This is a genomic window from Neisseria brasiliensis, assembly GCF_009671065.1.
Classification (GTDB): domain Bacteria; phylum Pseudomonadota; class Gammaproteobacteria; order Burkholderiales; family Neisseriaceae; genus Neisseria; species Neisseria brasiliensis.
Window position 1 is genome coordinate 1,827,124 of the sequence record NZ_CP046027.1, and the last position, 18,587, is coordinate 1,845,710.

Here is an 18,587-nt window from a genome sequence, read left to right on the forward strand (position 1 = left end):
TCTCCGGTTGGGATTATTGGTTTTCTTGTTCGTGTAAGTAGCGGTTGCCTTCGATGCTGCGGCCGCCGTTGATCATCATGTTGCGGTATTCTTCTTCGCTCATGCCGGTCATGCTGCCCGCCATTTGTTGGAAGGTCAGGCCGTCGGTGGCGCCGATTTTGGCCAACACGTAAATATTGCCGCCCAATTCCATGCAGCGGTTTAAATCACGCGCCATCACGGCTTGCTTTTGCTCTTCGCTCATCGGCCATTCGTCGAGATAAGCGCGCTCGTCGGCTTTGAAACGCTCGCGGTTGGCGGCAGAACGCAGCGACATGCAGAATTGGTTGAGATGATATCCCTTGCTGGCCTGCTCTGAATCGAAAATGCGGGTGCCGGGAATGTCTTTATAAGGCTTGTTCAATGCCATGATGTGGACTCCTTTGTGAAATGTTTCAGACGGCCTGTTGATTTTATGCGTTTAAATATAACGCGTCCTTTTAGTGGGAGCAACCAAAGGCCGTCTGAAAGAGGTTAAGCTTGATATTCTTCCGGCCAGTATAAACGCATCGGATTATCGACCAACAGTTTTTGGCGTTCGGCTTCGGTCGGGGCGATTTGCGCCACCCAGTCAACCAGCAAACCATCGTCCGGCATGTGGTCTTTTAAATTTGGATGCGGCCAGTCGGTGCCGAACAAGACGCGGTCGGGAAATTCCTGCATCAGGCGGCGGGCAAACGGCACGACATCGGTGTAGGCGTGTTGTTCGCCGTCGAGCGCTTTCGGGCCGGTGTTGCTCAGGCGTTCAGGGCAAGACAGTTTGCTCCAGAAATTCTCGTTTTCGCGCATGAGTTTGACAAACAATTCAAAATCACCGCCATGCGCTGGTTGGGCTACGTCAGGGCGACCCATGTGGTCAACCACTACGGTGGTCGGCAACGAGGTAAAGAAATCGTAGTATTCGGCCAAATCGGCGGCTTCGAAATAAATCACGATGTGCCAGCCCAGCGGCGCGATTTTGTCGGCGATGGTGCGCAAGGCTTCGACCGTCGCGGTATCGACCAAGCGTTTCACAAAATTGAAGCGTACGCCGCGCACACCGGCGGCATGTAAGCGCTGCAATTCTTCTTCCGTCACATCGGCTTTTACCGTGGCTACGCCGCGCGCTTTGTTGCCGGCGGTTTCGAGGGCATCGACCAAGGCGCGGTTGTCGGCACCGTGGCAGGTGGCCTGCACAATCACGTTGCGCTCGAAGCCGAGCAAATCGCGCAGGGCAAACAGCTTTTCTTTACCCGCATCGCAAGGGGTGTATTTGCGCTCGGGGGCGTAAGGAAATTTATCGCCCGGGCCGAAAACGTGGCAATGGGCATCGACCGCGCCTTGCGGCAATTGCAGTTTCGGCTTAGACGGGTTAGGGTAGAAATCCAACCAGCCCGGTGTTTTTTCAAATGCGCTCATGAAGTTCTCCTATGAGGCCGTCTTAAACGTTTCAGACGGCCTTTTTCTTTTAATAAGGCAGGCCGACGTAGTTTTCCGCCAAGGTTTTGGCCGCGTTTTCGGTCAAATTCAATTGGTTGAACTCGGCTTCCTGCATTTTGCGTTCGAAATCGTCGCTATCGGGGAAGGTGTGCAGCAGCTTGGTCATGTACCAAGAGAAACGCTCCGCCGCCCACACGCGTTTCAGGCAACGCTCGGAATAGCCGTCGATGCCCGTGCTGCTTTGGTTGCGGTAGTAGTCGTCAAATGCATCGGCCAGACATTGCACGTCGCCCGCGGCCAGATTCAAACCTTTGGCGCCGGTCGGCGGCACGATGTGCGCCGCATCGCCCGCTAGGAACAAAGATTTGTAGCGCATCGGTTCGCTCACGAAGCTGCGCAATGGGGCAATGCTTTTTTCCAAGCTCAGGCCGGTCACCAATTTAGCGGCGGTTTCGGCCGGCAGACGGTTTTTCAATTCTGCCCAGAAGCGCTCGTCTGACCATTCTTCCACTTTGTCGGTCAGCGGCACTTGCAGGTAGTAGCGGCTGCGGGCGGTCGAGCGTTGGCTGCACAACACGAAACCGTTGTCGTGTTTGGCGTAAATCAATTCGTCGGATACCGGCGGTGTGTCGGACAATAAACCCAACCAGCCAAACGGATACACGCGTTCGTAAGATTTCAACACATCGGCCGGAATGCCTTGGCGCGATACGCCATGGAAACCGTCGCAACCGGCGATAAAGTCGCAATCCAAGCGGTGTTCTTCGCCATCTTTGGTGTAGGTGACATAAGGCGCGGTGGTGTCGATGTCGTGCAGGGCAACGTTGTCGGCTTCGTAAACGGTCACGCCGCCGGTGGCTGCACGCGCGTCCATCAAGTCGCGGGTAACTTCGGTTTGGCCGTACACGACCACGTTTTTGCCGACTTCTTTTTCAAAATCGATGCGCACATGTTGGTCATTGAACAACAATTCCACGCCGGTATGCACCAAGCCTTCTTCGTGCATGCGCTCGGCAGCACCGGCTTTTTCCAAACCTTGCACGGTGGTGTGTTCCAACACGCCGGCACGAATGCGGCTCAACACATATTCGCCGCTTTTGCGCTCTAAAATCACATTGTCGATGCCGTTTTGATACAGCAATTGGCCGAGCAGCAAACCCGACGGGCCTGCGCCGATGATGGCAACTTGGGTTTTCATGGTTTTTCTCCTAAACTTGATTCAGCAGCTAGATCTCAATGTATGTTCAGACGGCCTGAGCAGAAGATGTGTGTTATCTGGCCGCTTTTTTATAATGGATATGAAGATGAGGGTGTGTCGGGTGTTTCAGACGGCCTAGTTTGATTGAGGCCGTCTGAAATCTGTTGGCGGCTTAGTCGATATACTTCAAACCGGCTTTTTCCAAGCCTTCGCGCATTTTGTAGTAATCCAAGCCTAAAGTGCCGTTGGCGAAGATTTGGCGTTTGTCGCCTTCGTTGGCTTCGCGTTTTTCAGCAGCATCGGCAATTTCCATGGCGCGTTCGGCCGGAACCACAACCACGCCGTCGATGTCGGCCACAATCACGTCGCCCGGGTTAACCAGCGCACCGGCGCACACAACAGGCACATTCACCGAACCCAAAGTCGCTTTAATCGTACCTTTGGCGTGAATGGCTTTGGAAAACACCGGAAATTCCATTTCGGTCAAATCCGCCACATCGCGCACGCCGCCGTCGATAATCAAACCTTTGCAGCCTTGTGCTTTAAACGAAGTGGCCAGCAGGTCGCCGAAAAAGCCGTCGGCATTGTCGGAAGTGCAGGCGGCCACGGCCACATCGCCCGGCTGCAATTGTTCGGCGGCAACGTGCATCATCCAGTTGTCGCCCGGTTGCAGCAAAATGGTCACGGCGGTGCCGCAGATTTTCGCGCTCGGGTAAATCGGGCGCATGTAAGGTTTCATCAGGCCGATGCGACCCATGGCTTCGTGGATCGTGGCGCTGCCGAAGCGCGATAGTTTTTCCACGGCGGCAGGGTCGGCGCGCTTGATGTTGCGTTTCACCACGCCCAATTGATTCAGATATACGTCGGTCATGATTACAGTCCTTTCGCTTTCAGGCGGGCATCCAAGCGTGGGAACACGCGGCGGGCGTTGCCTTCGTAAATTTGGTGTTTGTCTTCGGCTGAAATGTTGGCTGCTTCGATGTAGCGTTTGGTATCGTCGAAGTAGAAGCCGGTGCGCGGGTCGATGTCGCGGACGGCACCAATCATTTCGGATGCGAACAAGATGTTTTTGTTCGGCACCACGTCGAGCAGCAAATCAATGCCCGGTTGGTGGTACACACAGGTATCGAAGAAGATGTTGTTCAACAAATGTTCTTCCAATTCCGGCTTTTTCAGCACCATCGCCAAACCGCGGAAACGACCCCAGTGGTAAGGCACCGCGCCGCCGCCGTGCGGAATCAGGAAGCGCAGGGTCGGGAAGTCTTTAAACAAATCGCCTTGCAGCAATTGCATGAATGCGGTGGTGTCGGCGTTCAGGTAGTGCGCACCAGTGGTGTGGAAACAGTTGTTGCACGAAGTGGAAACGTGAATCATGGCCGGAATGTCGTATTCGACCATTTTTTCGTAAATCGGATACCAGTATTTGTCGGTCAGCGGTGGGGAAGTCCAATGGCCGCCCGATGGATCAGGGTTCAGGTTGATGCCGACGTTGCCGAATTCATTGACACAGCGTTCCAATTCGGCAATACAGGTTTCAATCGGCACGCCCGGGCTTTGCGGCAACATCGCTACCGGCACGAAATTGTCGGGGAAGAGTTGCGACACGCGGTAGCATAATTCGTTGCAAATCGCCGCCCAAGTGGACGACACTTCAAAATCACCGATGTGGTGTGCCATAAAGCTGGCACGCGGTGAGAACAGGGTCATGTCGGCGCCGCGCTCTTTCATCAGGCGCAATTGGTTTTTTTCGATGGTTTCGCGCAATTCGTCATCGCTGATTTTCAATTCGCTGGCTTTTGGCATTTGTGAAGGGTTGCCGATGGCGGCGATTTGTTTGTTGCGCCATGCTTCGAGTGAAGGCGGGGCGGTGGTGTAGTGGCCGTGGCAGTCGATAATCAGGCTCATGGGTTGCTCCTTGATGATTTTTTATGGGGTAAACAGGCCGTCTGAAAAGCGGCGTGTGGGTAGGGTGTTTTAGACGGCCTTTAATACAATAGGCCGTCTGAAAGTAGGGCTTAGCTGTCGCCGTAGATTTTTTGTTTCAACAGCAGGCAGACTGTCATCACTAATGACGGAATCGCCAGAATCACGAAAATAGTGACAAAATCCAGTTTCCATGCAATCAATTGGCCGGTTAAGAAGGTGCCGGCAATCGCGCCGAAACGGCCGATACCCAACATCCAAGACACACCGGTGGCGCGGCATTCGGTCGGATAGAATTTGGCAGCCAAAGCAGGCAGGGAGGTTTGCGCGGTGTTTTGCATCACGCCGGCGAACAACACCACGGCAATCAACATACCCAAGCCCTGACCCAGCGACCAGCCGATACAGGCCACCGATACTGCAGTTAAGAAAGACAAGAATGCAATCAGTCGGTTGCCGTTGAAGCGGTCCATCAAGTAGCCGCTGGCAATCGCGCCTAAGCCACCCAAGGCAAACAAGCCGGAAATACGCGGGCCCAGTTCAGGCGGCATATTCGCTTCTTTAAACAACACCGGCATCCAGTTGATCATGGCGTAGAAAATAATCAGGCCGCTGAAGTAAGAGAGCCACAGCAAAATCGAACCGGCGCGGAAGTGGCTACCCAAAACCATCGCCATCGGGTTGTCGGTCTTCTGTTCGGTATTTTTTTCAGGCAACACAAACACGGCATTGCTCAAATCAGCTTTAGGGTTAATGCGTTGCAGGATTTTTCGCACTTTCTCGGCCGGTTGGTTTTTAGACACCAAAAACGAAGCCGAACGCGGCATGATGAAAATCATCAATACGCCCAAAATCAAAGGCAGCAAACCACACCACAACATCGCTGTGCGCCAGCCGTATTCAGGAATGATAAACGAAGCAAAGAAACCACCCGCAGCTGCGCCCACAGGGAAGCCGCAATACATGGTATTCAGGATTAACGAGCGTTTGTGATCCGGACAGTATTCAGACAGCATTGCCACCGCATTCGGCATGGCTGCGCCCAAGCCCAAACCGGTGATGAAGCGCAAGATGGTCATTTGCGTCAAATCTTGGGCAAAAGCCGAAGCCACGCAGAAGCCGGAAAACACCAAAACAGAAGCAGTTAATACGATTTTGCGACCGAATTTATCCGCAATCGGCCCTGAAGTCATCGCGCCGATGGCCAAGCCGAACAGCGCCGCGCTCAATACCGGTGCCAATTGGCTTTTTTCAATGCCCCATTCTTCCAAAAGGCTCGGTGCGACATAGCCGATGGCTGCGGTATCCAGGCCGTCAAAAAAGGCAATCAGCAGGCAGATGATAAAAATCATCCATTGATAACCGGAAAATTTATTTTCATTTAAGAAATTTTGCACATTAATCGTGCGGCCGGTGATTTCCATGAGTTTCTCCAAATGTTATTGAGTCACCTTGTAATCATTAGAAACCTAATGATTTATAGGTATGTTTTTGTAATTCCATTATTGTAGATAAAACTGTTAAGTTAAAGTATGTAATCTTTCTAAGAGTTATAACAAAAATGAATAGCTAAAAGGCCGGCTGAAAGTCAATCTGCTATTTCAAAGCAGGATTATAGCAAAAATGGATAGATAAAACATAGGAGCTATAATTAAAATGATATGGTTTATATGAATGAATTCACTAAAATAGCAGTATGTTACAAATGATTACAGAGATGGAAACCATGCAGCAGCCAGCACGCCAGACCATTGCCGATTGGCAGTGCGACATATTAATTGCCGGAAGCGGCGCGGGCGGATTGTCGGCAGCGGTGACAGCGGCGCATCACGGCTTGAATGTATTGGTGGCTGAGCGTGCAGCGACTTGCGGCGGCGCGACGGCGCGTTCGGGAGGCTGGGCTTGGACGCCGGGCAACGCCTTTGCTAAAGCTGACGGCGTCAACGAGCCGCGCGATGATTTCCGCAGCTATCTGAAAGCCGTGATTGGTGAGCAGGATTATGATCACGAGCGCATTGAAATGTTTTTGGAAAATGTGCCGCACATGGTCAGCTTTTTCGAGCAGAAAACGCCGCTGAAATTCACGCCCGGTGCAAAAATTTGTGATATTTACGGCCATTTGCCCGGTGCCGGTAGCGGCCATCGCTCGGTGGCGGCAACACCGTTTTACGCCAAATCGCTGCCGAAACATCTGCTGGCTATTTTGCCCGACCAATACAAGATGACTTCGTTTTGGGGCATGGGCATCATGGCGGGGCCGGATTTAGGGCATTTTCTCAACGCCATGAAAAAGCCGCAGAGCTTTCTTCATGCCGCCAAACGCTTTTCCATCCATGTGTGGGACAAAGCCGTACACAAGCGCAATATGCAGATGGTTAACGGCTTGGCGCTGATTGCCAAGTTGGTACAGGCGGCTGATGAAAAAGGCGTGCGCATTGAAGTGAATACCGCCATCAAAGAGCTGATTGAAGATGAAAACGGCCGCATTGTTGGCGCTTATCTGAAGACGCCGCAAGGCTTGGTGCGTGTATCGGCGGCCAAAGGCGTGATTTTGGCCACCGGCGGCTATCCGGTCAATGTCGAGCGGCGCAAGAATTTTCCGCGCAACCCAAGCGGCGAAGAACATTGGACGCTGGCACCGCCTGAAGCAGACGGTGCCGGACTCGCTTTGGCCGAAAGCGCGGGCGGTTATTTAGATGATTCCGGCCGCTCGCCGGCGGCGTGGTGTCCGGTTTCGCTGGTGAAATTCAAAGACGGCAGCGAAGGCGTGTTCCCGCATATTGCCGACCGCGCCAAGCCGGGCATCATCGGTGTCTTGAAAAACGGCAAACGCTTTGTCAATGAAGCCAACGGCTGTTACGACTATGTGACCGGTATGCTCAACGCGGTGCCGGAAGGTGAAAAAGTCGAATCTTGGCTGATTGGAGACAAACGCGCCGTGCGCAGCTATATGTTTGGTTATGCCAAGCCGCGCCCGATTCCGCTGCAGATTTACACCGACTATCTGCGCTGCATTACCGAAGCCGATACTTTGGATCAACTGGCGGAAAAATGCGGCATCGATCCGGTTGGCTTGATGCATACCGTTGCCGAGTTCAACCAAATGGCCAAAGCAGGTAAAGATACCGATTTCGGCCGTGGCGACACGCCGTTTAACCGTTCCGGCGGCGACGCGTCAACCGGCTTTCACAATCCATCGTTAGCGCCGTTGGGCAAAGGCCCTTATTACGCGGTAAAAGTGCAGGTCGGCTCGTTCGGTACATTTGCCGGTATCGCGGTGGATGCATGGTCGCGCGTGTTGCGTTCAGACGGCAGCGTGGTAGCAGGATTGTATGCCGTCGGGCTGGATCAGAAATCCGTGTTCGGCGGCAATTACCCTTGTGGTGGCATCAACATCGGTCCCGCGCTGACATTCGGTTATGCCGCTGCCCGCCACATCGCCGGTGTGACCGCGTATGAAGACGATGGCAGCAGTTTCCCATCGGCAGATTATCAAGGCAGTTTTTAAGAGAGGCCGTCTGAAAGCTTCAGACGGCCTAACAACCATTTTTCTAAGGAGAGAATAATGAGCAAACGCCTAATCGGCATGGCGCCTTTGAGCGTATTGGGCACCGAGCCGGTGGATTTTATCCAAGCCGCGGCGAAGACGGGTTTCGATTTCATCGGCCTGCGCACCCGTCCGGTAACCACCACCGAAAAAGACCTGAATCTGTTGCACAACAATCCGCGCATGAAAGAAGTATTGGCAGCCTTGAAAGACACCGGCATGAAAGTGGTCGATACCGAATTTTTAGCCATCGATGAACATGTTACGCCCGATGTTTGGCTACCTATGCTGGAAGCCGCCGCGCAATTGGGTGCGCAAAGCCTGACCGCTACCATCACCGATCCGGATTTGGCGCGCGCGACGGATGTGATGGCGTGCTTGGTAGAAGATGCCAAAAAATCCAATCTTATCATTACCTTAGAGCCGATTTCCTATCAAACCGTCAAACTTTTAACCGAAGCAGCGGATGTGGCCGAGCAAACCGGCTGTCAGGTATTGTTTGATACGTTGCATTTCCACCGTGCATTCGGCGAACCGGAACACATCATTCCTGCCTTGCCGTATTTGGCCAATATGATTCAATTGTGTGATGGTGTGCTGGCCGAACGTGCCGATACGCGTGAAGGCTTGATTGAAGAATCGCGTGCCAAACGCGGCGTGCCGGGCGAAGGCGATTTCAAATTGGCCGAATGTGTAGCCTTGTTGCCGGAAGACATGCCGGTGAGCATTGAAGTGCCGAATCCGAAATTTGCCGAATTGGGCTTGGAAGGCTATTTGCGCTATTTGAAAGCGGCCACCGAGCAGGTATTGGAAAAAGCCGCAGCTTTACGCGTTTAAGTGAATCATTTAAAAAAATGCCGTCTGAACGTGAAAAACGTTCAGACGGCATTTTTGATTGCGCTTATATCCAGCGGCCATTATTCATGATGCTGTTTCCAATACAAATCCTGTGCCACCAAGCGAGCAGGGGCGTTGGCGGCGCCATATTGGTCGTAGCCGCCGCGGCGTTCGCAGATTTCAAAGAAAAAGCGGTTTTCAATCAATTGCGAATAAGCATGCAGGAATTCGCCACCGTTACCGTCGGCATCGTAGAGCAAATGATGTTCGCGCAAACGGTCGATGAAATCGTCGGCCAAACCGAATCGTGCCTGCAAATCATCGTAATAGTTTTGCGGGATGTCGAGCAGATTGGTGCCATTTTGACGCATAAAGGCCACGGTTTCAAAAATATCGTCGCTGGCAAAGGCGATGTGTTGCAGGCCGGCGCCTTTGTAGTTGGCCATTGAGCGTGAAACTAAAGTATTTTGGTTGTCAGAAATGTTCAACGGTAGGCGGATTTGGCCGTTTTGGCTGCGCAACACACGGCTTTTCATTAGGCCGTAAGGGTCGGGCAGGGTTAAGTCGTTTTCGATGTTGAAGCCGAATAAGGCGGCGAAATGCAGCGTCCAGCGATCCATCATGTCGTTGGGCACGCCATAAGCGGTGTGGTCGATGCGGCTGAGTTTCGGCTCGCCTTGGAATTTGGTTTTGTGGAAATCGACGCTGTAAATGTCGCTGTCGACAAAATACTGCAAACCGCCATTAGGTGAGCGGATGGCGTGCACATGGCGCTTGTTCGGGCCGACTTTGCCTTGGTAGAAAATATTGCCATATTCGATGGCGCGCTGATACATGGCTTCGGCATCGCTGACTTTATACGCCGCCGCGCACACCGATGTACTGTGTACGTTGAAAAAGGCATCGGCCAAAGAATCCGGCTCGGCGTTGAGAATCAGGTTCACGCCGCCGTGTTGGTAGAGCGAAACGTTTTTGCTTTTGTGCAAACCGGTTTTTTGGAAGCCGAATTGGCGCAAAATATTATCCAAACGCTGGGCACTGGTATCGTTGACGGCAAATTCGACGAAATCGGTGTCTTGAAATTCAGGCGCGGCAGGCGGGGTGAACAATTCGGCCGATACGGTCAGGTTTTGCTGTTTCAGACGGCCGGCGACTTGTTCTTCCAGATGCTGTTTTGATATAACCTTGTCGAAAGGCCGTCTGAAAATCTGATTTCAGACGGCCTATTTTAACGGCTTATTTCAACGCACTCAAACTTCAGCCCCGGTTGGTTGCGGTACAGGAGGTATTTGATGGCCAACGACACGGCAATCAGCAGAGCCGGTACGGTCAAAGCCATCGCCACGGTTGAGAAATTCCAGCCTGCATTCAACATCCATGCGCCGGCAAATGCGGAAATAATCGCACCGGTGCGGCCGATACCGTGCATCCAGCTGTTGCCGGTCGCGCGGGCGCTCAATGGGAAGAAGTTGCTCGACAAGGCGTTCATGCTGGTGCCGCCGCCGTTAAACGCTGCGCCGATGTAGAATGAGGTAATACACAGCAGCAGATATTCTGCGCCCAAGCTGCTCATGAACACCAATACTACTGCGCCGCTGACGTAAGAGAGCGCCAAGACGCGGTGTGGCTCGAAGCGGTCCATAAACCAGCCCAGCATAATCGAACCCAACGGGTCGCCCAATTGGAACATGGCCGAAATAATCGATGCTTGCGCCGCAGTCATGCCGGATTCTTTAATCATGGTCGGCATCCAGCTGCCCAACAGGTACACCAAGAACAAATGGCTGAAGTAAATCACCCACAGCAGCAAGGTGCCTTTGGCGTAGTGATGGTTCAACACGGTTTTAATCGGGGTTTCATTGCTTTGCACCGTTTGCGGTTTAGGAATGAAGAAAGTCGATTGCTCAGTGGTGCTGCCCGGGGCGCATTGCTCCACGATTTTGCGGATTTCTTGACGGTCGGCACCTTTGTGCACCATATACGCCAGCGATTCCGGCAATTTGAAAATCATAAACAGGCTCAACAGAATCGGTACGATACCGCCAAACCAGAATACGCTCGGCCAGCCCCATTGTGGAATCATCCACGCTGCCAAGAAGCCGCCGCCAGCCGCGCCGACGGTGAAGCCGGCAAACACGATGGTCACCAACAGCGAGCTGCGGTGTTCAGGTGAATATTCTTTGGCCAAGGTCGCCACCATCGGCATAATGCCGCCCATGGCAAAACCGGCGATGAAGCGGAACACAATCATGTGCCAAATTTGTGTGGCAAACGCCACCAGCAGCGTGAACAAGCCAAAAATAAACACGCTCACAATCAATACTTTGCGGCGGCCGAAGCGATCACCCAAAGGGCCGGCGGTCAGTGCGCCGAAGGTCAGGCCGAAGAGGGCGGCACTCAATACCGGCGCCAAATCGTTGTTGGGCAAATTCCAAGCTTCTTTCAGGCTTGGGCCGACGAAGCCCATAATCACCACATCGAAGCCGTCCATGACCACAATCAGGAAGCAGAGGAAAATCACCAATTTCTGGTAGGTACTCACGCCACGGCTGTCGAGTAGCTCGCGGACGTTGATTTCATGATTTTGCGACATTTGGTTTCTCCTTATTAATCGCGTTTTTCTTATCAAGCTGAGTTACATTAATTTCAGACGGCCTTGAGGTAAGAGGCCGTCTGAAACCATTAATACTGAATACGTGCCACTTCGCGCAGGTGTTCGGCAGTCGTGGTCGGCAGGTTGAAGTATTCCAAGTAAACCGGAATTTGTTCAAACAGCATATCGGTGCCGACTTGAATCACGCAGCCTTTGGCTTGGGCGGCGGCCAAAAATGCGGTGATTTTGCTTTGCAGCACCACATCGCCGACAAAGGCTTCCGGCGCAATACGCGCCACATCAACCGGCATCGGGTCGCCTTCATACATGCCCATCGGTGTGGCATTCACCACCAAATCAAAGCCTTGCGGATCATTGCTGCCGGTTTCGACGATTAAATCGGCATAGTGCTGTTTCAGACGGCCTGCTAATGCTTCGGCGGCGGCTGCGTTGACATCAAACAAAGCCAAACGCGCCACGCCCGCTGCCGCCAAAGAGGCCGCAATCGCGCAGCCCACGCCACCGCTGCCGACGACCAAAGCCGCTTTGCCTTCCGGTGCAAAACCTTTGCGGCGCACACCGCGCACAAAACCTTCGCCGTCGAACATATCGCCTTCCAGCTTGCCGTCGGCACCACGGCGCACGGCATTGCATGAACCGGCAATTTGCGCGGTCGGCGTCAGGCGGTCAACCAAATCGATGGTGGTGACTTTGTGCGGCATGGTCACCAGCGCGCCGATGACGTTTTCGCAGGTGAACACGCTTTTCAGAAAATCAGGATAAACCGGTGTTTGCGAAGAAAACGGCACCACCAGCGCATTGATGTCGGCCGCTTCGAAATAAGGGTTGTAAATCATCGGCGATTTGAAAGTTTGAGTGGGGTAGCCGATGTGGGCAATGACTTGGGTCAAGCCGTTGATGTTCATGAAGCTTCTCCTTTTGTTTGAGTGAAATACGGTTGTTATGGATTTTTCAGACGGCCTTTAATAAATTCTCAGGCCGTCTGAAAAAAATAGAATCATAAACCTAATCTGTGTTTGATGGCTGTTTATTTTTGAATATTTCAACTAAGGCCGTCTGAAAAAGCAAGATGGCGATTTCAGACGGCCTGAGATCTTTGCAAAACCTCATGAGCCATCAATAAAACCAAAACTGCCGTCATTCCCGCGCAGGCGGGAATCCATTTTTGAGTATGACAAAATATTGAATAAAATAGGTTTCTGATAATTCTAAGATGGATTCCCGCCTGCGCGGGAATGACGGCGGTTATATGCGTTCCAGCATTTGAATGAGTTTTGCAAAGGTCTCGGCCTTGTCATTATTTATTTGCCATCCCAAACGCGTGCCGGAACCATCACTTCGCCGCGCATGATGTTGCGGGCGGTGCGGATTAAAGCCGCGCCGTTGACCTTACCATTGCCGTCGGTTTCCAAGGCCACGCTGAACTCGCCGCTTGGGTGTTCGATGGAAAGCGAAGCCGGATTGTCGGCCACAGCCAAACCGTCGGCCACGCTGTCTTTCATCACGCAGGCGGTGGCGATGGTGACGGCCGCCAATACGCCGATGGCTTCGTGGCAGACGTGCGGAATGAAGCAGCGGGTGTGTACTGCACCGCCGTCAACAGGGGCATTCAGCAGACACATTTTCGGATAGTTTTTGGCAGAAACATCGCCCAAACCCATTTTTAAAGATGCAGTTAGGCGCAGCTTTTCCAAAATGGCTTTGAGTTCGTCATCGTTGTTTAATTGTTCCACGCTCTCATAGGCTGTGCGCTTCACATCGGCGGCGCGCACCAAAATCATCGGCATACCGTTGTCGATGCAGGTGGCTTCCAATTGGCCGAAACCTTCAATGTCGAACACGTCGCTGGTGTTACCGGTCGGCAAAAGGCTGCCGGCTACCGAGCCTTCGGTGTCTAAGAAACGGATGCGGATGGGGGCGGAGGTGCCGGGTACGCCGTCGATTTTGGCATCGCCGTCGTAATTGATGATGCCGTCGGGCGTTTCAACGGTGATGTCGCTCAACATGCCGGTGTTCAAGGTCAGCACGCGCACGGTCGTTTCATCGCCTTGCGCCTGAATCAAGCCTTTTTCCAAAGCAAACGGCACCACTGCCGCCAGCATATTGCCGCAGTTGGGCTTGGTATCGACAATATCGTTTTTGGGCTGCAATTGGGCAAACAAAAATTCCAAATCCACGCCTTCTTGCTCGCTCAAAGACACCACGCCCACTTTGCTGGTTAGAGGGTGCGCACCGCCGGCACCATCAACTTGGCGCGGATCGGGCGAACCCATGGCCGCGAGCAACACTTGATTGCGGGTCGCTTCATCGGCGGGTAAATCGGCAGCGGCGAAAAACAGGCCTTTGGAACTACCGCCACGCATCAGCATGGCAGGGACAGCGGTTTGGGCAGCCATTTCGAATCCTTTGTAATGTAGTGGTATGTAGTGGATTATTATAGGTAAAGAAATGTTTGGAAAGGCGTTGAAGCGACTATCAGCTATATCAAAATAGTATAATTGCAAAGGCCAGCTATACTATAGTCGTTTAGAATAAAATCACACACCGTTGCCAGCTTTCCTGATGTATTAAGTGTGCACGGCGGTCGCTGTCGCCTTGTCTGATTCCTATTTTAAACGACGATAAGATAATTAATATCATAAAACCAATAATTAGAGATTGAGAAAAAGTCATGGATTTGAAACAGTTACGATATTTTCAGCAGGTGGCGCAACAAGGCAGCTATACGCGTGCCGCCGATATTTTGGGCGTGGCGCAACCGGTATTGAGCCGCCAAATCCGCCTGCTGGAAACCGAATTAAGGCAAAACCTGCTCAATCGTCACGGACGCGGCGTTTCCCTGACCGAGCCGGGCAGGATTTTGCTGGAACACTGCGGCGTGATTTTGCAACAGATTGAAATGATTCAGGAAGATTTGAGTTTAAACAGCGGTAAACTCAGCGGCCACATCACGCTTGGTTTGCCGCTGACGATTGCCAAATTATTGTCGCTGCCGATTATCCGAGCGTTTCGCCAACATCTGCCCGATGCCCAATTGCGCATCACAGAAGGCTTGAGCGCGCAGCTGCAAGACCGTTTGCAGCAAGGCAAAATCGACATGGCACTGCTGTATAACCCTGCCTATTCGGCTGATGTCGAAACGCAATTGCTGTATGAAGAACGTCTGTATCTGATGGCACCGAAAAACGATCACCTGCTCAACGCCGACACGCCGATCAACGCTGAACATTTGGCCGCCTTGCCGCTGATTCTGCCTTCCGTGCCCAATACCTTCCGCCTGCTGGTTGAGCAGGAAATGGCGCGGCACAATCTTATGCCAATATCGTGATGGAAATCGACAGCGTGGAAACCATGCTGCAACTGGTGGCAGAAGGCATGGGTTATTCGATTTTGTCGAAATATTCCATTGATTTGATGAACTATAAAGAATCGATTCAGGTGATTCCGATTGAGTCGCCGCAATTCGTCAGCCGCCTGTTTTTGGCGACTTCGGCCAAGCATGCACTCACGCGCACGCAAAAAGAAGTGGATAAAATTTTGAAGCGGGTGTGTTTGAATTTGGTGGAGGAAGTTTCAGACGGCCTTTAAAGTGGATGATGACCGTCTGAATATATGAAATACTTAAAACCACGAAAAAAAAGGCCGTCTGAAAAGTTTTGAATCATTCAAACTTTTCAGACGGCCTCGTTGTATGGAAACCCTTGATGTTAAATCTTTAAACCAAATCCAGCTTCTTCAATAAAGCCATGCTGGCCGAATCGACCAAGCGGAAGGTTTCGTCAAAATCGCCGGTGTACCACGGGTCGGGCACATGGTCATAACCACTCTCGGGAATCAAATCGGTCAGCTTGAATAATTTTTCAGGATGCTTACCAAAAAGCTTTTCCAAATCACGCAAGTTGTTGTCGTCCATCGCGAGAATGTAATCGTAATGGCCGATGTCGCTGCGTTTGACTTTGCTGCTGGTAAAACCGGTGTTGTCCATGCCTTGTTGCGCCAGCATTTGCCGCGTGCCTTGGTGCATGTTTTCACCGTCGTGCCAGCCGGAAGTGCCGGCGCTGTCGGTGTGAATGCGGTGGCTGACACCGGCTTCTTCAGCGCGGTGGCGCAACACGAATTCACCCATCGGCGAGCGGCAGATGTTGCCGAGACACACGAATAAAATATGGTATGTTTTCATGATTATTCCGCGAAAAACGGGTTATGGCCTGATAATTTTAAGGCTTGCGCGTAGGTCGGCAATTCGCTGTTTTCCGGCACCACATCATGCAGCATGTAAACATGTTCCACACGACATTCGGCCATTAAATCCAAGAAATTTTGCTGGATAACGGCGATGTTGTCGGTTGGCGACAAGGTCCAAGTATAGACCTGCGGCGCAATTTCAAACGCGCTGCCGGTGGCGTTAAAGCCGAACTGAATCAGCCCGCCGGCTTTAGCGGCCACCACCACACCCACGCGCGGGCTTTGCATGCGGATCGCGCGGATGGCGTTGGTGGCGAAAACGTCCATCGCCATGCGTTGGCGCATGTGGCTGCCGGTTGTCAGTGCAGACAGCGGCGCATCAGGCGACAGGGGATTGACGAATAAGGTTAAGCCCGGCTGGGTGAGGGCTTCCTGCCATACCTGCATCAGCGGCAAAGCGGCTTTTAACAGGTTTTGATTGAGCGATTCTTGCAATTTTTTGTCACCGTAGCCCAAGGCAAACACCACATGCACCGATTGGCCGCTAGGAATCCGCAATTCAGACGGCGTAAATTGAGCGGCAAATTGCGCAGCGGCTTCAGGATTTTGTTTGGCTTCAAACCATTGGCCGGCATTGATTTCACTCAATACAGTCGACGGCACGAGAAACGGCAGCCATGTGGCCTGATTGAATGCGCGCAAATGCGGATGGTTTTCCAATACGGCAAACAACGCGGCAGTTGGTACGTTCAAAGGCAGGGTTTGTTCTTGATTGCAACCGGCCACTAACACCAAAGGCATGGCAAACCATTGGCTTTCTTCGTCTTTTTCGGCATTCAAAACCGTGGTCAGGTTATCGAGCAAGACTTTGTAACTTTCGGCATCGGCCACCATGCTCATGGCCACCGACAAACCCAAATAATAATTTTGCTGAAACATGCCGCGGATTTCGGTTTGCAGCGATTCGGCGGACAGTTTGCGCTGCGCGGCGGAAGTGCTGTGTGCCAAGTTGGAAGCGTGCAGCAAGAGATTGTTTTTAACCGGTGTTTCAGGGTAAGGTCGTGTGTCGGCAAGAATGAAAGGGGTGTTCATTTTCTACCTTTGATATTGTTGTTTTGAAAGAGCAAAGATTATAGCAATAACTGACTGAAACAGTCGGGAATCAAGCGGAAAAAATTTCTATCCGCTTGATTTATCTGATAATAGAAATGAAAAAAGCACTGATATGAATCAGTGCTTTTTAATCTTGGCGCGGCGGACGGGGCTCGAACCCGCGACCCCCGGCGTGACAGGCCGGTACTCTAACCAACTGAGCTACCACCGCGCAAGTAATTGTGTTGCCACAATTACAAGAAACTTGGTGGGTGATGACGGAGTCGAACCGCCGACATTCTGCTTGTAAGGCAGACGCTCTACCAACTGAGCTAATCACCCGAGAAGCCGAATTAAACCAAATATCCGCGTTGTGCGCAAGTGATTTATGCGGATTATTTGCCAGATTATTGAAACTAAAATAAAAATTTTCAGACGGCCTGTGTGTGATTAGGATTTTTCATAAAGGAAATGGCCTAATTTATCCGCTTTTGTGTGCAGATAGCGCTCGTTTTCAACATTTTCACCAACCTGTAACGGAATGCGTGCCACTACATTAATATCGGCTTTTTGCAGCGTTTTGACTTTTTCCGGATTGTTGGTCAACAGTTTTACTTCATGCACGCCTAAGTGATCATAAATACTTTTAGCCAAGGTGAAGTCACGTGCATCGACTGGCAGGCCGAGTTCAACATTAGCTTCCACTGTGTCACGGCCTTGGTCTTGCAATTGGTAGGCACGGATTTTGTTGATCAAGCCGATGCCTCGGCCTTCTTGGCGCAAATAAACAATCACGCCGCGGCCTTCTTGCTGCACTGCCTGCATGGCTGCCTGCAATTGTGGACCGCAATCACATTTTTGCGAGAATAGGGCGTCGCCGGTCAAGCATTCCGAGTGGATGCGCGACAAAACCGGCAGGCCGTCTGAAACATCGCCCATCACCAGTGCCACGTGTTCTTGGCCGCTTTCTTCTTCAAAGCCATGCATGGTAAACACACCGAATTCAGTCGGCAGACGGCAGGAAGCCACGAATTTTACTGCTTTAGTCATCTTGTGCTTCCTCGTTGTCCACTACGTTCAACAGCGCTTTCATTGGCTCGCTTAACGCCAGCGATAAGGCCGTCCATTCGGTTAATGCGGCATCATCGGCTTGGTCTTTATCGTTAAACTCAATATGCACCACGCCCAAAACCGCACCGCTTTTGGTACAAATCGGCACCGATACTTGCGCCTTACTGGCCGCATTGCGTTCGCCCGAAATTTCGCCCAAAGTTATCCAATAGGCAATATCGTTGGCGACATTCATCCAGCCACTTTGCGCCGTTCGCGAAACCAGATAGATTTGGCTGTTGTCTTCATTTACATCCAAATGCGGTTCCAGCCTTAAACCTTGCTGGGTCAGCACAACCAATTTCGGTGTTAGCGTTTCAGACGGCATGTGCGCATAAACTGCCGCGGTTTTGATGTTGGCTTGGCGGCTGTATACAGAATCCAAAGCCATAAAAATTTGTTTCAATAAAGCATCGTTATCAGCATTTGGCTCGATGTGTTCCGCCAACGTAAAGCCGTTTTTTTCCGGCCACAATACCGAGCGGTCAATCGCGGCATTGCCCATGTTAATCACCGCCTGCGCCGCAGTATAGGCAACATACACGTCATCCACAGGCAGCTTTAAGCCTTGTGTTTGCAGGAAATCTTCAATTAATAATCTTGGCATGTGCCATTCCTCAAGA

Annotated in this window: 16 protein-coding genes, 2 tRNA genes and 1 pseudogene; 3 read left to right on the plus strand and 16 right to left on the minus strand. The window is 52.0% G+C overall.

Features of this window, described 5'->3' with window-relative positions; translation table 11 throughout:
* Nucleotides 1-13: 13 nt before the first annotated feature.
* The 6 genes from ligA to GJV52_RS09155 all read right to left on the minus strand — a co-directional run bounded on the left by ligA (nucleotide 14) and on the right by GJV52_RS09155 (nucleotide 6,003).
* Nucleotides 14-409: a protocatechuate 4,5-dioxygenase subunit alpha gene (gene ligA, locus GJV52_RS09130; RefSeq protein WP_095502070.1), complete on the minus strand. Its 396-nt coding sequence runs from the start codon at nucleotides 407-409 to the stop codon at nucleotides 14-16.
* 104 nt (nucleotides 410-513) lie between these two features.
* Complete coding sequence (locus GJV52_RS09135) at nucleotides 514-1,437, minus strand: amidohydrolase family protein (RefSeq protein WP_100563818.1); 924 nt, start codon at nucleotides 1,435-1,437, stop codon at nucleotides 514-516.
* 49 nt (nucleotides 1,438-1,486) lie between these two features.
* Nucleotides 1,487-2,656: a 4-hydroxybenzoate 3-monooxygenase gene (pobA, locus tag GJV52_RS09140; RefSeq protein ID WP_100563816.1), complete on the minus strand. Its 1,170-nt coding sequence runs from the start codon at nucleotides 2,654-2,656 to the stop codon at nucleotides 1,487-1,489.
* 172 nt (nucleotides 2,657-2,828) lie between these two features.
* Nucleotides 2,829-3,527 carry a 4-carboxy-4-hydroxy-2-oxoadipate aldolase/oxaloacetate decarboxylase gene (gene ligK / locus GJV52_RS09145; RefSeq protein WP_095502073.1) on the minus strand — a complete coding sequence of 233 codons (699 nt, stop codon included), beginning with the start codon at nucleotides 3,525-3,527 and terminating at the stop codon, nucleotides 2,829-2,831.
* A gap of 2 nt (nucleotides 3,528-3,529) precedes the next feature.
* Nucleotides 3,530-4,561, minus strand: coding sequence for an amidohydrolase family protein (locus GJV52_RS09150; protein WP_095502074.1), 1,032 nt, complete (start codon nucleotides 4,559-4,561; stop codon nucleotides 3,530-3,532).
* 110 nt (nucleotides 4,562-4,671) lie between these two features.
* On the minus strand, nucleotides 4,672-6,003 hold the full coding sequence (locus GJV52_RS09155; protein ID WP_100563814.1) for an MFS transporter: 1,332 nt from the start codon (nucleotides 6,001-6,003) through the stop codon (nucleotides 4,672-4,674).
* Nucleotides 6,004-6,275: 272 nt separating this feature from the next.
* On the opposite strand from GJV52_RS09155, the gene GJV52_RS09160 reads away from it, so the two are divergent.
* Both GJV52_RS09160 and GJV52_RS09165 read left to right on the plus strand, forming a co-directional pair.
* Nucleotides 6,276-8,087: an FAD-dependent oxidoreductase gene (locus tag GJV52_RS09160; RefSeq protein WP_198511400.1), complete on the plus strand. Its 1,812-nt coding sequence runs from the start codon at nucleotides 6,276-6,278 to the stop codon at nucleotides 8,085-8,087.
* 57 nt (nucleotides 8,088-8,144) lie between these two features.
* The gene (locus GJV52_RS09165; protein WP_100563812.1) at nucleotides 8,145-8,963 is read left to right on the plus strand and encodes a sugar phosphate isomerase/epimerase family protein; all 819 of its coding nucleotides are present in this window, start codon (nucleotides 8,145-8,147) and stop codon (nucleotides 8,961-8,963) included.
* A gap of 80 nt (nucleotides 8,964-9,043) precedes the next feature.
* On the opposite strand, the gene GJV52_RS09170 is transcribed toward GJV52_RS09165, so the two are convergent.
* The 4 genes from GJV52_RS09170 to GJV52_RS09185 form a co-directional block, all read right to left on the minus strand.
* Nucleotides 9,044-10,072 carry a 4-hydroxyphenylpyruvate dioxygenase family protein gene (locus GJV52_RS09170; protein WP_095502077.1) on the minus strand — a complete coding sequence of 343 codons (1,029 nt, stop codon included), beginning with the start codon at nucleotides 10,070-10,072 and terminating at the stop codon, nucleotides 9,044-9,046.
* A gap of 119 nt (nucleotides 10,073-10,191) precedes the next feature.
* On the minus strand, nucleotides 10,192-11,556 hold the full coding sequence (locus tag GJV52_RS09175; RefSeq protein WP_100563811.1) for an MFS transporter: 1,365 nt from the start codon (nucleotides 11,554-11,556) through the stop codon (nucleotides 10,192-10,194).
* A gap of 89 nt (nucleotides 11,557-11,645) precedes the next feature.
* Nucleotides 11,646-12,482 carry a shikimate dehydrogenase family protein gene (locus GJV52_RS09180; protein ID WP_100563810.1) on the minus strand — a complete coding sequence of 279 codons (837 nt, stop codon included), beginning with the start codon at nucleotides 12,480-12,482 and terminating at the stop codon, nucleotides 11,646-11,648.
* Nucleotides 12,483-12,878: 396 nt separating this feature from the next.
* On the minus strand, nucleotides 12,879-13,973 hold the full coding sequence (locus tag GJV52_RS09185) for a 4-oxalomesaconate tautomerase (RefSeq protein ID WP_100563809.1): 1,095 nt from the start codon (nucleotides 13,971-13,973) through the stop codon (nucleotides 12,879-12,881).
* A 275-nt stretch (nucleotides 13,974-14,248) separates the two neighbouring features.
* Here GJV52_RS09185 and GJV52_RS09190 point away from each other — a divergent pair.
* Nucleotides 14,249-15,165 (plus strand): annotated as a pseudogene (locus GJV52_RS09190) (LysR family transcriptional regulator).
* A gap of 127 nt (nucleotides 15,166-15,292) precedes the next feature.
* On the opposite strand, the gene GJV52_RS09195 reads toward GJV52_RS09190, so the two are convergent.
* From GJV52_RS09195 to GJV52_RS09220, 6 genes are all read right to left on the minus strand, one after another.
* Nucleotides 15,293-15,757, minus strand: coding sequence for a low molecular weight protein-tyrosine-phosphatase (locus tag GJV52_RS09195; protein WP_100563808.1), 465 nt, complete (start codon nucleotides 15,755-15,757; stop codon nucleotides 15,293-15,295).
* A 2-nt stretch (nucleotides 15,758-15,759) separates the two neighbouring features.
* On the minus strand, nucleotides 15,760-16,854 hold the full coding sequence (locus GJV52_RS09200; RefSeq protein WP_100563807.1) for a conjugal transfer protein: 1,095 nt from the start codon (nucleotides 16,852-16,854) through the stop codon (nucleotides 15,760-15,762).
* Between the two features lie 155 nt (nucleotides 16,855-17,009).
* Nucleotides 17,010-17,086, minus strand: a tRNA-Asp gene (locus GJV52_RS09205).
* Between the two features lie 34 nt (nucleotides 17,087-17,120).
* Nucleotides 17,121-17,196 (minus strand) — tRNA-Val (locus tag GJV52_RS09210).
* A gap of 108 nt (nucleotides 17,197-17,304) precedes the next feature.
* Nucleotides 17,305-17,904, minus strand: coding sequence for a GTP cyclohydrolase II (ribA, locus tag GJV52_RS09215; RefSeq protein WP_095502083.1), 600 nt, complete (start codon nucleotides 17,902-17,904; stop codon nucleotides 17,305-17,307).
* Nucleotides 17,897-18,571 carry a hypothetical protein gene (locus GJV52_RS09220; protein ID WP_100563806.1) on the minus strand — a complete coding sequence of 225 codons (675 nt, stop codon included), beginning with the start codon at nucleotides 18,569-18,571 and terminating at the stop codon, nucleotides 17,897-17,899. The genes ribA and GJV52_RS09220 overlap by 8 nt, the downstream gene beginning before the upstream one ends.
* Between the last annotated feature and the right edge of the window lie 16 nt (nucleotides 18,572-18,587).